Source organism: Actinomadura sp. KC216 (assembly GCF_004348535.1).
Lineage (GTDB): Bacteria > Actinomycetota > Actinomycetes > Streptosporangiales > Streptosporangiaceae > Spirillospora.
Window position 1 is genome coordinate 24,235 of record NZ_SMJX01000049.1, and the last position, 14,403, is coordinate 38,637.

The window sequence follows — 14,403 nt, forward strand, 5'->3', positions numbered from 1 at the left end:
CTGGTCGGCTCACCGGCCCGCCTGATCGAGGGTGGACGGTGTGCCGCGCCGGGGCAGGCTCGGCCAGGCGGCCCCACGCGGACAGCTTCATCTCTACCCTCAGGCTCCGCGGCGCGGTTCGGCCGTCCGCCCCAGGCGCCACGTCACGGGGTGCTGTCTGAGGAGTGTTGGTTCGCCGCTCGGCATGGATCGCGCTCATAGGGGGTCGGTCCGCTCCCCGGATTGCCCGCGAGGCGCGGCTTTCCGGCGCTGAAGGACAGGGCCGCCTGGACGACGCATATCGCCATGAGGACCGATACCGGTGTGGTCCAGGAGTCGGTGACGTCTCGCAGCACGCCGATGGTGAACGGGCCGAGGGCGGCGAGGAGGTAGCCGGCGCTCTGCGCCATCGCCGACAGGGTGGCGGTATCCGTCGCGGTGCGGGTTCGCATGCTGAACAGCGCCAGGGTCAGGGGGAACACGCCGCCGCCGATGCCGATGAGCACTGCCCAGAGCCAGGGGACCGACTCCGGGCGGAGCAGGAGGCCGGCCAGGCCGACGATCTGGACGGCGGTCATCCCCGCGCCGAGGGATCCCTGCCGCCGTAGCCGTGCCGCCAGGACCGGGACGACGAAGTACACCGGGACGCCGACGAGGAGCGCGACGGCCAGGAGCGTGCCGGCCTCGCCGGGTGCGAAGCCGGCGTCGATGTAGATGGTCGGCAGCCAGGCCATGACGACGAAGGCGAGGACGGACTGGGTCGCGAAGAGGAGGGTGACCGCCCAGGCGACGGGGCTGCGGATCATGGCCGCCACCGGCGCGCGGGGTTCGGCCGGCGCGTGGCTCCGGCGCATCTGCGGCAGCCAGATCGCCAGAGCGGCGGCGGCGAGGACGGACCAGGCCGCGAGGCCGCCCCGCCAGCCGCCGGCGGCGTCGCCGATCGGCACGGTCGCGGCGGCGCCGATCGCGGCCCCGCCGGACATGGCGGCGCTGTAGGCGCCGGTGACCTCGCCGACGCGGGCCGGGAACTCAATCTTGACGATCACGGGGATCAGCACGTTGCCCACCGCGATGCCGGCGCAGGCGACGAAGGTGCCGGCGAGGAGGGTGGCCTCGCCGGCGCCGACGCGGACCAGCTGCCCGGCCAGCAGCAGTCCGAGCGCGAGGCCGAGGCCGGTCTTCGCGCCCATGCGCCGGATGAGCCGGGGCGTCGCGAGGGCGACGCCGCCGAAGCACACGACCGGCAGGGTCGCGGCGGTCGACGTGGCGAGCGTGGACATCGCGAGATCGCTGCGGGCCTGGTCGAGCACGGCTCCGAGGCTCGTCACCGCGACACGGAGGTTCACGGCGACGAGGACGACGGCGACCAGCACCAGCGCGGCGCGAGCGCGTGGCGCCGTGGCGGCGTGGCCGTCCATGCCGGACGGGTCGGACGGACGCCCCTTCGCCTCCGGGTGAGGGGGGTTCGTGGTCACGTCGCGTCCCGTTCACCGAGGTTGCTCGGTGCTGCGCGGAACGCGGTGTGCGCCTGTGCGACCTGGCGGCCTCGGGCGGATGCGTCGTCCGGGTTCATCACGCCCCGAGGGCGGGCTGCGGGACCGCGCCGGAGATGAGCGTGCGCACCGCGTCGACGGCGGTGGCGAACAGCGGGGCGGCGGAGGGGGCGGTGCCGGTGTCGATGGCGTCCTGGCTCCACATCATCACGACGCTCCCCGTGCGCACCTTGAGGACGGTGCCGACGATGAACACGGCGGCGGTCTCCATCTCCGAGCAGACGGCCCCGCCGCGGCGCCATGCCTCGAAACGCTCGGTCAGTGTGGATGCCAGCGGCATCCGCTCCGGTTCCGTCTCGCCGTAGTAGGAGTCCTTGGTGTGCGCGGGTCCGCACGTGTACGGGACGCCCGCGCGGTCCGCGGCGTGGCGCAGCGCGAGCACCACGTCGATGTCCGCGACCGCCGGGAACTCGACCGGCAGGTACTGCCTGGTGGTGCCCTCGTCGCGGATCGCCGCGGTGAGGACGGCCAGCTCGCCGTTGCGGGTGTCGGGCCGCATCGTGCCCGACACGCCGACCCGGATCATCGTGTCCACGCCGAGCCCGGCCAGTTCCTCCACGGCCAGGGCGGTGGACGGCCCGCCTACGCCGGTGGAGGTCACGATGACCGTCTCGCCGTCCGCCGTGCCGCGCCAGGTCTCGAACTCGCGGTTGCGGACGACGAACTCCGGGACGTCGAGGAGCGCGGCGATCTGGGCCACTTGGTCGGGGTTGCCGGGCAGGAGAGCGTACCGCCCCACGTCTCGGGCGTGAAGGTGCAGGTGGTGGGCCTGCTTGTCGGCGTTCATCCAGATTCCTCCGTACGTCAATTGCGGCCATACAGTGTCATAACCCGACTACGTTCGTCACTATTGACATACGCGGACGAGACTCCTACGGTTCCGGCACGGCCTGACGACGAGGAGGCAACCGTGCGGTACACGCCGGTGATGGAGTCCGCGCTTCTGGCGTTCATGAACGCTCAAGAGGGCCCCGTGGGAGCGCGGGCGGCCACCCGGCATCTGCGCGGACGCGGCTTCGACGTCAGCGAGTCGACCGTCAGCCGGCTGCTCAACGACCTCGACGAGCGGGCACTCACCCTGTCCCTGGGAAAGAAGGGGCGGATCCTCACCGAGGAGGGGAGCCGCGTCGCGGCCAACCAGCAACTGGACAGCCGGCGGGAGTCGTCCTTCGCCGACGCCCTGGCCCTGCGCGATGTCCACGACCTGATCGACCACCTGATCGGGCGGCGGGGAATCGAGCGCGAGGCCGCGCGGGCCGCCGCGCTCCGGGCGCGTCCGGACGAGCTCACCCGCCTCCGGGAGATGGTCGAGACGGGCGGCGAGGCACGCTGGCGGGAGCGGCTCGCCTTCCACAAGATGATCGGCCAGGCCTCGAACAACAAGCAGATCCAGGCGATCAGCACCACCCTGTTCGACGAGCGCCTCGACCTGCTCGAACGACTGCTCATCATGATCGGAATCAAGCAGGATGCACTGCTTCGGTGGGACCAGGAGCACCGCGACATCGTCGCGAGCATCTCGGACCGGGATGCGGACGGCGCCGAGCGGCTCATGGTCGTGCATCTCGACGGAATGATCCGTGAGACGGAGCACTTCGCCAACAGCGGAAACGCTCACGTCATCCACACGCTGCTCGCGGAAAACGACCTCGCGTAGAGCGCTACCCCTTATCCCCACAGCGATCACGACGACGACTCTTTCGGGAGCACGAAATGACCCACACCTGCACGCCGCCCGGCCTGGGCCGGCGCTCATTCCTCCGGGTCGCCGGCCGGGGCGCGGCCGTGGCCGCGGTCGGCTCGGCCGTCCCCTGGCTGGCCGCATGCGGCTCCAGCGCCGCCGGCGGCAAGGGCCGGTTCACGGTGAAGCTCGCCTGGATTCCGAACGCGGAGTACGCGGGAATCTTCGTCGGGGCCGAGGACGGGCTCTACACCAAGCAGGGGCTCGACGTCGAGATCCTGCCGGGCGGGCCGAACTCCGCGGTCGTCCCCATGGTCACGACGGACCGCGTCGACCTCGGCGTCGAGGCGATCCCGGAGAACGTCGCCACCGCCGTCGCCCGCGGCTCGAAGCTGAAGATCGTCGGTGCCGGGCTGCTGAAGAGCCCCGAGTCCTGGATCTCGCTCGCCGACCGTCCGGTCAGGAACCCGAAGGAGATCGAGGGCAGGAAGCTCGGCATCACCCTGGCCGGGAAGAACACGGCCCTGGTGTTCATGAAGCGCAACGGCGTCGACGTCAGCAAGGTGAAGCTGGTGCCGATCCAGTTCGATCCCGCGCCGCTCGCCGCACGCGAGGTGGACGCCATCTGGGGATTCGCGTCCAACCAGCCCGTGTCGTTGGCGTTGCGCGGGGTCAAGACGCACGTGATGCCGCTGGCCGACTTCGGGTTCAACCGGATGCAGAGCGTCTTCTTCGCGTCCCAGAAGACGCTGGACGACCCCGCGGCCCGCGAGCGCGCCCGCAAGTTCATGACGGCCAGCAGGCTGGGCTGGGAGGCGGCGCTCCGCGACCAGCAGCACGCCGCCGACGTGATCATCAAGAGGTACGGCGCGAAGCTCGGCCTGAAGCTCGACGAGCAGGCCAAATCGCTCGCCGCCATCGCGCCGTACGTCAAGGGCGACGGGTCCGGTACCGGGCCCAAGGGCCTGTTCTGGATGTCGGACGCGCTCATCGAGGAGACGATCACGAGCCTGACCAGCATCGGGATCAAGCTCGACAGGTCGCTGTTCACCAACGAGCTGCTCGGGGGATGAGGCCCGCCATGCCGGACGAGAGAACGCTGCCGGACACCGAGAAGGCCCGCGCCACCCCGGACGGCGCCCAGACCTCCGAGGGGATTCGCACGAGCGGCCTGAAGAAGACGTTCGCCGGGAAAGGGGCGGCCGTCGAGGCGCTGCGCGAGTTCTCCTTCGAGTCGCGCCGCGGCGAGTTCGTCGGGCTGCTGGGGCCGTCCGGGTGCGGCAAGTCAACGGTCCTGCGGATGCTGGCCGACCTGGAGACGCCCACCGCCGGGACTGTCACGGTCCACGGCCGGACGCCGCGCGAGCTGCGCGAGGGGCACGGCGTCGGCATCGCGTTCCAGGACGCGGGCCTGCTGCCGTGGCGGAGCGTGGAGGCGAACATCCGGCTCCCGCAGGAGGTGGCCGGTCGCCGCGACGGCGCCGCGGTCGCCGACCTGATCCGGCTCGTCGGCCTCACGGGGTTCGAGAAGGCGCGGCCGTCGCAGCTGTCCGGAGGCATGCGCCAGCGGGTGTCGCTGGCCCGGTCCCTGGTCACCGACCCCGAACTCCTGCTGCTGGACGAGCCGTTCGGGGCCCTGGACGACCTGACCCGCCAGCGGCTCAACTTCGAGCTGCAGCGGATCTGGGCCGAGCGGGGCACGACCACGGTGCTGGTCACCCATGGCATCGCCGAGGCCGTGCTGCTCTCGGACACCGTCGTCCTGATGTCACCCCGTCCTGGAACGATCCTCGACGTCGTCCGCGTCGACCTGCCGAGGCCGCGCACCCCCGAGATCCTGCAGGACGCCGCGTTCCACGCGCTGTGCGACGAGCTGTCGGAGAAGCTGTTCACCAGCCGCGAGAACGGGACCGCTCCATGAGCGCCGCCGCCCGGCCCCGCACCGCGCGCCTGGGCGCCCGGACTCGCATCGCGGGTCTGCGGCACGTCGTCCCGCCGCTTCTGACGGTCGCGGTCCTGGCCATCGCGTGGCAGGTGATGTCGCTCGGCGGGCTCGGGTCGCTGGTGCCGCCGCCCGCCGACGTGCTCGCGCAGATGCGGGACGACGCCGGCTACTACGTGCCGAACGCGACCGTCACCATGTCGTCCGCGTTGCAGGGGTACCTCTGGGGCAACGGCATAGCGATCGCGCTGGCGCTGTGCACGCTGCCGTTCCCCCGCGTCCAGGCGCTGTTCGAGCGGGTCGCGGTCGGCGCCATCGCGCTGCCGCTCATCGCCATCGCCCCGCTGCTCGCGATCGCCTTCCGCGGCAACGTCCCGAGCGTGATCCTCGCCGCCCAGGCCGTGGTCTTCACCACCCTGGTCGCCGCCATCCTCGGCCTGGGCAGTGTCGACCGGACCTCGGTCGACGTGGTGCGCGCCGCCGGCGGCTCGGAGTGGACGATGATCCGCAAGGTGCGGCTGCCCGCCGCGATCCCGAGCCTCGTCGGCGGCCTCCAGGTCGCGGCGCCCAGCGCCATCCTCGGCGCGATCATCGGGGAGTACATGGGCGGCGAGGAGGGGCTCGGGGTCGCGATGATCCAGGCCCAGGGCGCGTTCGACGTCCCCCGCGCCTGGGGCCTGGCGATCGTGACCTCGCTACTGGCCGCCGTCGCGTTCCTGATATTGCCGCTGGTCGTGCGGCTGATCCTGCCGTGGACCCGCTCGGCGGACACCGTCCTGGACGCGCGGGCGGCCCGCCCCGGCCGGCGCGACGCGCGCCGGACCGCCCGGGTGCTGCGCGCCGCCTTCGCCGCGGTCGGGACGCTGGCGGGCGTCGTGCTCGGCTGGTGGCTGCTCGTCCTCGTCGTCCCAGGCGGCACCGAGGTCGCGCGGGGCCCGCTGGAGGTCGCGCCCTACTTCGCCACCGGCGACACCCAGCTGGTCACCGCCTCCGGTGAGGCGGAGGCGCCGCTGCCGTACATGCTGTCGTCACTGCTGCGCACCCTCGGCGACGCGGGCGTCGGCTTCCTGGTCGGGCTGGTCCTCGCGGTGGCGATGGCGGTGGTCGCGCACGAGTTCCCGGTGATCGAGCGGGTGCTGATGCCCATCTCGATCGCCCTCCGGTCGATCCCGATCGTGGCCGCGATGCCGCTGCTCGCGCTCATGTTCGGGCGGGGGATCGTCGCCGTGACGATCCTGATCGCGGTGATGACGTTCTTCCCGATCCTCGTCAACGTCCTGCTCGCGATGAGAGCGGTCCCGCGCAGCGCCGTGGACCTGCTCACCGCCGTCGGAGCGGGACGCAGGGACCACCTGACGAAGCTCCTCATCCCGTACGCGCTGCCGGCGCTGCTGGCCTCGGTCAAGATCGCGCTGCCGCTGTCCATCGGCGCGGCCATGGTCGCGGAATGGCTCGCCACCGGCTACGGGCTGGGCGCCTCCATGACCGTCGCCGCGACCCTGTCGGACTACGACTTCGTCTGGGGCGGGGTCGCCATCGTCCTGCTGGCCTCGCTCATGGCCTACCGCCTGGCCGGCGCGCTGGAGGACATCGCGCTCAGCCGCCTCGAGTAATCGGAACGCACAACCATTCACGGTCCCGGACACCGGGAAGTACGAGAAGGCGAATCATGTCGAGAATCATCCTGTCCAACGTCCGTGTGAACGGCGCCGGCGACCCGCAGGTCATCACCGTCGCCGACGGGACGATCCATGCCGTCGGCACGGAGCCGCCGGCCGACCTCGGCCCGGCCGACCACGTCGAAGACCTCGCCGGGCAGATCGTCCTGCCGGGCTTCGTCGACGGCCACGCCCACGCCGACAAGAGCCTGTGGGGCGAGCCGTGGGTCCGGCGGACGTCGGAGCCGATCACCATGGAGCAGATGTTCGACGACCAGCTGCGGCAGTGGGCGGAGACCACGACACCGGTCGCCACCCGAGCGCGCACCTTCCTCGACATGTGCGTCGCCTACGGCTCGACGTCCATCCGGACCTTCACCGACGTGGCGCCCGAGATCGGCCTCGACGGCGTCCACGGCCTGCTCCAGGTGCGCGAGGAGATGGCCGACCTCGCGGACCTGCAGATCGTCGCCTTTCCCCAGCTCGGCATCCTGCGGAAGCCCGGCACCGCCGAACTGCTCGAACAGGCCCTGCGCGCCGGAGCCGACGCGATCGGCGGGCTGGACCCCGCCGGCGTCGACGGCGACGCGGCACGCCAGCTCGACATCGTCTTCGGCCTCGCCGAGAAGCACCAGGTGCCGGTGGACTTCCACGCGCACGAGTCCGGCGAGCTCGGCATCTGGCTCATCGAGCGGATCGCCGAGCGGGTCAAGGCACTGGGCATGCAGGGCAAGGTCAGCCTCTGCGACGTATTCAGCCTGGCCGAACCGACACCGTCGCAGTTCGAGCGGCTGGCGTCGGTGCTCGCCGACGCGGACATCGCCGTCGCCGTCGGCGTGCACGGGCTCCTGCCGGTGCCCGACGTCAAGGCCCTGCACGCGATGGGCGTGCGGATGTGCCTCGGCTCCGACTCCGCCCGCAGCCGCTGGTCGCCGTGGGGCGAAGGCGACATCCTCGCCAGGGCGATGTTCATGGCCTACAAGCGCTACTGGCGCAGGGACGAGGACCTGGAGTTCGCGGTCACCATGGGCACGACCCTGGGCCGCGAGGTCCTCGGCGCCCCGCCGTGCGACCTCAAGCCCGGGGACGTCGCCGATCTCGTGATCCTCCCGGGCGAGGCGATCGGCGAGATCGTCGTGACCCCACCGCAACGAACGCTCGTCATGAAGCGCGGGAAGATCGTCGCCCGCTCCGGAACTCTGGTGCGCCCATGAACGCTTTCGCCTTGGCGCGGGCCGCCGCGGAGGAGTTGCGCGCCCGCGCGTCCGTGGACTCCTTCGACGTCGCCCTCGTGATGGGCTCTGGGTGGGTCCCGGCCGCCGACGCGCTCGGTCGGCCGTCTACGGACGTGCTGGTCACCGAGCTGCCGGGGTTCGCGCCTCCGGCTGCCGAGGGGCATGCGGGTCGTGTCCGGGTCGTGGACGTCGCGGGGCGCCGCGCTTTGGTGTTCCTGGGCCGGACGCACCTGTATGAGGGGCACGGTGTCGATGCGGTCGTCCATCCCGTCCGGACGGCGCTGGCCGCCGGGGTGACCACGATGGTGCTCACGAACGCGGCGGGCGGGCTGCGGCCCGAGCACCAGAGGGTCGGCGAGCCGGTGCTGATCTGCGACCACCTGAACCTGTCGGGCGCCAACCCGCTGACCGGCGCGACGTTCCTGGACCTGACCGAGGCCTACTCCGGGCGGCTCAGGACCCTCGCCAAAGAGGTCGACCCGACGCTGTCGGAGGGGGTGTACGCGGCGTTGCGGGGCCCGACGTATGAGACGCCCGCCGAGATCCGGATGCTGCGCACGCTGGGCGCGGACCTGATCGGCATGTCGACCGTCCTGGAGACGATCGAGGCCCGCCGCGGCGGCGCCGACGTGCTGGGGATCTCGCTGGTCACCAACATCGCGGCCGGGCTGGCCGGCGAGCCCCTCGACCACGAGGAGGTCCTGGCGGCCGGACGCGCGTCCGCCGGACGGATGGGGTCCCTCCTGGCGACCGTCCTGGCCAAGCTGTGAGCGACCTGCGCCGGGACGCCGAGGAGTGGCTGGCCCAAGACCCTGACCCCGCCACCCGCGCCGAACTGAGGACCCTTCTGGACGGCGGCGACGACCGGGCGCTGGCCGACCGGTTCGGCGCGCGGCTGGAGTTCGGCACGGCCGGGCTGCGCGGCGAACTCGGCGCCGGACCCAACCGGATGAACCGCGTCACGGTGATGCGCGCGGCGGCCGGGCTCGCCGCGTGCCTGCCGCCCGGCGGCCGGGTGATCGTCGGGTTCGACGCCCGGCACGGCTCACGGCGGTTCGCCGACGACACGGCGGCCGTGCTGAGCGGGGCGGGGCTGCGGCCCGAGGTGTTCGCCGACCCGGTCCCCACCCCCGTCCTGGCGCATTTCACCCGCGCGCATGGTGACGTGGTGGCGGGGGTGATGGTGACGGCCAGCCACAACCCGCCCCGCGACAACGGCTACAAGGTCTACTGGGCCGACGGGGCACAGATCGTCCCGCCCACCGACGCGGAGATTTCCGCCGCGATCGACGCCGTCGGCCGCGTGGACGAGCTGCCCCTGGGCACCGGCTGGCCCGTCCACGCGAACGTCGACCCCTACCTGGACGCGGTGTCGTCCCTGGATCTCGGCACCCCCGACCCGAGCCTGTCGATCGTCTACACGCCCCTGCACGGGGTCGGGCGCGACGTCCTCCTCGCGGCCTTCGACCGCGCCGGGTTCACCGCCCCCACCGTCGTCGCCGAGCAGGCCGACCCCGACCCCGACTTCCCGACCCTCGCCTTCCCCAACCCCGAAGAACCCGGCGCGCTCGACCTGGCCCTCGCCCTCGCCGACGCCCGCGGCGCCGACCTGGTGATCGCCAACGATCCCGACGCCGACCGGTGCGCCGTGGCCGTCCCGGACGCCGGGGGCTGGCGCGTCCTGACCGGGGACGAACTCGGCGGGCTGCTCGCCGAGCACGTCCTGCGCCACACCAGCGGCCACGACCGGCTGGTCGTGACCACGATCGTGTCCTCGTCACTGCTGCGCTCCATCGCCGCCGCGCACGGCGTCCGGTTCGCCGAATCGCTGACCGGCTTCAAATGGATCATGCGGGCCGGGGGGCCGTCCGACCGGCTGGTCTTCGGCTACGAGGAGGCCCTCGGCTACAGCATCGGCGACGACCGGGGCGTGCTCGTCAACGACAAGGACGGCATCACCGCCGCCCTCACCATCGCCGCACTCGCCGCCCAGGCCCGCCGCAACGGACACACACTCCTCGACCTCCTGGACGACCAGGCCCGCGCACACGGCCTGCACACCACCTCACAGCTCTCCCTCCGGGTGGACGACCCGTCCCTGATCACCACCACGATGACCCGCCTCCGCACCGCACCCCCCACCGCCCTGGCCGGACACACGGTCGAATCCTTCAACGACCTGCTCCACGGAACAGACGGCCTGCCACCCACCGACGGCCTTCGATTCCGCCTGGCCGGAGGCTCACGCGTGGTCGTCCGCCCGTCCGGGACGGAACCGAAGCTCAAGTGCTACCTGGAAGTCGTCCAACCCGTCCACGGCGACATCGCGACGGCCCGCACACGCGCCGCCGCCGAGCTGGACGCCCTCCGCGAGGCCGTCTCCGCCGCGCTCAGCTGACCGTGCCCACGATCAGGACCACGACCAGCAGCACCAGCGGGACGCCCAGCCCGGCCAGGGCCGGGACCGACCAGCTCACCGTCCCGCGCGCCGACTCGTCCGCCGCCTGCTCCTCGGCGGCCGCCCGGTCCGGCGCGCCGGACCGGGTCCGCGGGCGCTGCCGGTCGCGGATCTCGTTCAGCCGCTGCGCCGCGTAGGCGGCCGGGGTCCGGCCGCGCAGGTCGAACTCCTGCTTGCCGCTCGCTTCCTTCCGCGCCCGCGCCTCCGCCTTCGCCTGCGCGCGCGGCGACGTCTGGTGCACCCAGGCCCGCGTCTCCGCCTCCGCCCCGTCCTGGCCGGTGAACCGCACCGTCACCGCGTTCGTGCCCTCGATCCGGCGGACCGCGGCCCACGGCGCCCGGACGTCCCGCAGCGGGTTCCGGATCGTCACGGCGTCGTCGTCCCCGAGGATCGCGGGCCGCAGCCCGACCGCGTACGCGATCCCGCAGCCGAGCAGGAGCAGCGCGCCGATGCCGAACGTCATCGGCGAGTAGCTCGCGTCGCCGGTGATGCCGAACAGCAGGTCGGCGAGGTTCAGCGCGGCGAACACCAACCACGCGTACGCCGCGACGCGCCCGCCGGTGGAACGAATGGTCACCATGGCTCGATCATGCCAGGGGCCGGGTGCCGCTCCACTTGAGCTGCGCGAAACCGGGCTTGATCACCCCGTTGATCAGTTCGAGCCGCTCGGTGAACGGCGCGAACGCCGACTTCATCGCGTTCACCGTGAACCACTGCAGGTCGTCCCAGCCGTAGCCGAACGCCTCGGCGAGCTTCGCGAACTCGTTCGACAGGGTCGTCCCGCTCATCAGCCGGTTGTCGGTGTTCACGGTGACGCGGAAGCTCAGCCGCCGCAGCAGCCCGATCGGGTGCTCCGCGATCGACTTCGCCGCGCCCGTCTGGATGTTGGACGTGGGGCACATCTCCAGCGGGATGCGCTTGTCGCGGACGTAGTCGGCGAGCCGCCCGAGTTTCACGTCGTCGCCGTCCACCTCGATGTCGTCGATGATCCGGACGCCGTGGCCGAGCCGGTCGGCGCCGCACCACTGGATCGCCTGCCAGATCGACGGGAGCCCGAACCCCTCGCCCGCGTGGATGGTGAAGTGCGCGTTCTCGCGCTGCAGGTACTCGAACGCGTCCAGGTGCCGGGTCGGCGGGTACCCGGCCTCGGCGCCCGCGATGTCGAACCCGACGACGCCCGCGTCCCGGTACCGGACGGCCAGCTCCGCGATCTCCATCGACCGGGCCTGGTGCCGCATCGCGGTGACGAGCGTCCCGACCCGGATCCCGTGCTCGCGCCCGCCCTGCGCGAACCCGTCCAGGACGGCCTCGACGACCTGCTCCAGCGACAGCCCGTCCCGCAGATGCTGCTCGGGCGCGTACCGGACCTCCGCGTAGACGACACCGTCCTTCGCCAGGTCTTCCGCGCACTCGTAGGCGACCCGCGTCAGCGCCTCGACGGACTGCATCACCCCGACGGTGTGCGAGAACGTCTCCAGGTACCGCTCCAGCGACCCCGAGTTCGCCGACTCCTCGAACCACGCGCGCAGGTTGTCGGCGTCCGTGGTCGGCAGTTCCCCGTACCCGGACTCCCGCGCCAGATCCACCACGGTCCCGGGCCGCACGCCACCGTCCAGGTGGTCGTGCAGCAACACCTTCGGCGCGCGCCGAATGTCCTCAAGAGTCGGCCGAACGTTCATCACTTGAACCTACCCCTCCGTCTTCAGGCGAGTGCCAGGAACTGCTGCGTCGTCTCCACGGCGGCGGTGACGGCCCCGGCGAGCACGGCCGCCGAGTCCTTGACCCCCACCATGACGGAATGGCCCCGGGCGGCCGCGAGCCGGTGGTAGGGCGCCGAGAGCCCCGCGCACAGGACGGTGATCGCCGCCCCACCCGTCCGCTCCTGCGTGAGGGCGGTGGCCACCGAATGCAGGGCCACTCCGGCGCCGTCCACGAACCCGTGCTCGATGAGCGCCGACAGGCCGTCTCTGGCGCGGGCCAAGGTGTTCAGGCGCGCCACGAGTGCGGCGTCCGGTTCGCTTGGCTTCGGCCCCAGCCAGACGGTGGCCACGCCACCGGCCAGCTGTGCCATACGCAGCCTGAAGTTATCGCGCTCCGCGTCGGTGCTCGCGGACGCCGCCTTCTCCCGCAGCTCATCGATGCGCCGGACCATCCGGTGGACGTCGTAGCGGCCGCGGTGATCGAGGTGAAGGCCCGCGGCGCTGATCACGATCTTCGTGACCGTCCCGGGACTCCGGGGGTCGGAGAGGTCCGCGCCGGTCAGGACCGCGATGTCGTCCAGCGTGCCGAGCGGGTCGTCGGCGTGGACCCGTAGCGCCGGGCCATCGCCCCCCGGCAGGTCGATGACGATCGTGTCCGTGTCCGCGTCCGGGCTGAGGAGAAGCACGGGCCTCTCCTCGGGGGAAGCCCATTGCCGCAGGTCGGCGGGCGGCGGCTCGGTGAGGAGAAACAGGAGCGGCTCGGTGTACGTGCGCCCGGCGGAGCCGCCCGGCGCGGCGGGGAGGAACATCCCCTCGTGGGTCTCCAGGGCTACGCCGGGCGCCCCGCGCCTCTCGATGTGGATCACGCCTTCCCGGCCGACGTGTTCCGCCGCCTTCGCCAGCGACGCGGCGCCCGCCGGGTCGCCGGTCGCGGTCTCCACGACGTTGAGGAGCTGCTCGGTGCTCTTGACCTCGGCGGCCCTGCTGCGGAGCAGCTCGACGGCCCGGCCGCCGTCCGTGGCGAGCCGGGCGGCGAGGTGGTCGGCGGACACCATGCCGACACGCAGGACGTCGAACGCGGTGTTGATCATCGCGTCGGCCATGACGACGGCGGTGGCGGCGCCGTCGGACCATTCGGCACGCATCCGCCGCACCAGCACCGGGATCAGGTCGGTGCCGGGCTCGTCCGGCACGTCGGATCCGGTGGAGACGTCGCAGATCACCGCCGGGTCCGTGGTGGTGGCGAGGGTGCCGTCCGGTGCGGTGAAGGTGACCGAACGGGGCCACGGCCCGAGGGTAGGGGCGATCTTGGACGCGAGCAGCGTGACGCCCTCATGGGCCTGCCACAGCGGGTGCCGGACGACGAACGCCGGGGACGGCGGCGGCGGTTCGGGATCGGCGGACCCGCCCGCGTTGCGGACCAGGGCTATGCGGGCGCCCGCGTTGCGGTTGCGTTGCTGGGGCAGTGGGCGCGATCGTGCGGACAGGCGGGTGTGGAGTTGGCGGTAGACGGTCTCCATGTCCAGGAAGGCGGGGCCGCCTGGGATGCCATCCGACAATGTCGAGATCAGTTCGCCGGTGAAGGCCGTGTATCGCTCGCCCGGTGGGGCCAAGGCCTTGCGGGTCTCGGCGGACGCGGTCAGCAGGTACGTGCCGTCCACCGCCGCCTGGTCGGCGACGTGCGTGCTCGCGCTCATGCCGCCGACCAGGGCTCGGCCGCTGTAGCAGCAGTCCAGGATCACCACCTTGCGGCGGGCCTGCCTACCGGCGCCCAGGATCACGCGGCGCAGGGACTCGTACGGAAGGGCCGTGTAGAGACGTTCCGGGTCGGAGTCGGGGAGGGCGAGGCACAGCTCGTCCGTGTGCGGGTCGGTCAGGCCGTGCCCGGCGAAGTAGACGATCAGCGCGTCTGTGGCCTGCGCTGCGGCGTCCCACACGGTGTCGAGGACCGTCCGAGCCGTGGGCGGCTGCGGGGCCAGGACGCAGTTGCTTTCCGGCAGGCCCCACAGCGCCGGGTCGGTGAACACGTCCCGGAGGCCCGTCAGGTTCTGCTCGACGGCCGGGAGGTCATCGAGCGCCTCGTACGCGTGGACGCCGATGAGTACAGCGCGTGAGGCGCCCGGGTCCGGGAGGCCCGTCACTCAGCGTCGCCCCGCTCCCCACCGCCCGCCGACCCGCCGCCCAGTGCCCGCAGGAC

The 14,403-nt window shown here is 72.2% G+C and carries 12 protein-coding genes; 7 read left to right on the forward strand and 5 right to left on the reverse strand.

Annotated features, from left to right (window positions below; genetic code table 11):
- Positions 1-143: 143 nt before the first annotated feature.
- Positions 144-1,454, reverse strand: coding sequence for an MFS transporter (locus tag E1264_RS11380; protein ID WP_132172432.1), 1,311 nt, complete (start codon positions 1,452-1,454; stop codon positions 144-146).
- A 97-nt stretch (positions 1,455-1,551) separates the two neighbouring features.
- Positions 1,552-2,319, reverse strand: a complete 768-nt coding sequence (locus tag E1264_RS11385) for a nucleoside phosphorylase (protein WP_132172434.1) — start codon at positions 2,317-2,319, stop codon at positions 1,552-1,554.
- Between the two features lie 123 nt (positions 2,320-2,442).
- Here E1264_RS11385 and E1264_RS11390 point away from each other — a divergent pair, with 123 nt between their 5' ends.
- The 7 genes from E1264_RS11390 to E1264_RS11420 are packed head-to-tail and all read left to right on the forward strand — an operon-like array spanning position 2,443 to position 10,446.
- Entirely contained in the window at positions 2,443-3,189 is a 747-nt protein-coding gene (locus tag E1264_RS11390) for an FCD domain-containing protein (RefSeq protein ID WP_132172436.1), read from the forward strand.
- A 56-nt stretch (positions 3,190-3,245) separates the two neighbouring features.
- A complete protein-coding gene (locus tag E1264_RS11395) occupies positions 3,246-4,286 on the forward strand; it encodes an ABC transporter substrate-binding protein (RefSeq protein ID WP_132172438.1) in 1,041 nt (346 codons plus the stop codon).
- A gap of 8 nt (positions 4,287-4,294) precedes the next feature.
- A complete protein-coding gene (locus tag E1264_RS11400; RefSeq protein ID WP_132172440.1) occupies positions 4,295-5,134 on the forward strand; it encodes an ABC transporter ATP-binding protein in 840 nt (279 codons plus the stop codon).
- Complete coding sequence (locus E1264_RS11405; RefSeq protein ID WP_132172443.1) at positions 5,131-6,768, forward strand: ABC transporter permease subunit; 1,638 nt, start codon at positions 5,131-5,133, stop codon at positions 6,766-6,768. Before E1264_RS11400 ends, E1264_RS11405 begins: the two co-directional genes overlap by 4 nt.
- Positions 6,769-6,824: 56 nt before the next feature.
- A complete protein-coding gene (locus E1264_RS11410; protein WP_132172445.1) occupies positions 6,825-8,027 on the forward strand; it encodes an amidohydrolase in 1,203 nt (400 codons plus the stop codon).
- Entirely contained in the window at positions 8,024-8,818 is a 795-nt protein-coding gene (locus E1264_RS11415) for a purine-nucleoside phosphorylase (protein WP_132172447.1), read from the forward strand. The genes E1264_RS11410 and E1264_RS11415 overlap by 4 nt, the downstream gene beginning before the upstream one ends.
- Entirely contained in the window at positions 8,815-10,446 is a 1,632-nt protein-coding gene (locus E1264_RS11420; RefSeq protein ID WP_132172449.1) for a phospho-sugar mutase, read from the forward strand. The genes E1264_RS11415 and E1264_RS11420 overlap by 4 nt, the downstream gene beginning before the upstream one ends.
- On the opposite strand, the gene E1264_RS45900 is transcribed toward E1264_RS11420, so the two are convergent.
- Genes E1264_RS45900 through E1264_RS11435 form a run of 3 tightly spaced genes read right to left on the reverse strand, consistent with a single transcriptional unit; the run spans position 10,439 to position 14,347 of the window.
- Entirely contained in the window at positions 10,439-11,086 is a 648-nt protein-coding gene (locus E1264_RS45900) for a PH domain-containing protein (protein WP_132172451.1), read from the reverse strand. The two genes, E1264_RS11420 and E1264_RS45900, sit on opposite strands and share 8 nt — an antisense overlap.
- A 7-nt stretch (positions 11,087-11,093) precedes the next feature.
- Positions 11,094-12,185, reverse strand: a complete 1,092-nt coding sequence (locus E1264_RS11430; protein ID WP_132172453.1) for an adenosine deaminase — start codon at positions 12,183-12,185, stop codon at positions 11,094-11,096.
- A 23-nt stretch (positions 12,186-12,208) separates the two neighbouring features.
- Positions 12,209-14,347, reverse strand: coding sequence for a caspase family protein (locus E1264_RS11435; protein ID WP_132172455.1), 2,139 nt, complete (start codon positions 14,345-14,347; stop codon positions 12,209-12,211).
- Positions 14,348-14,403 lie beyond the last annotated feature (56 nt).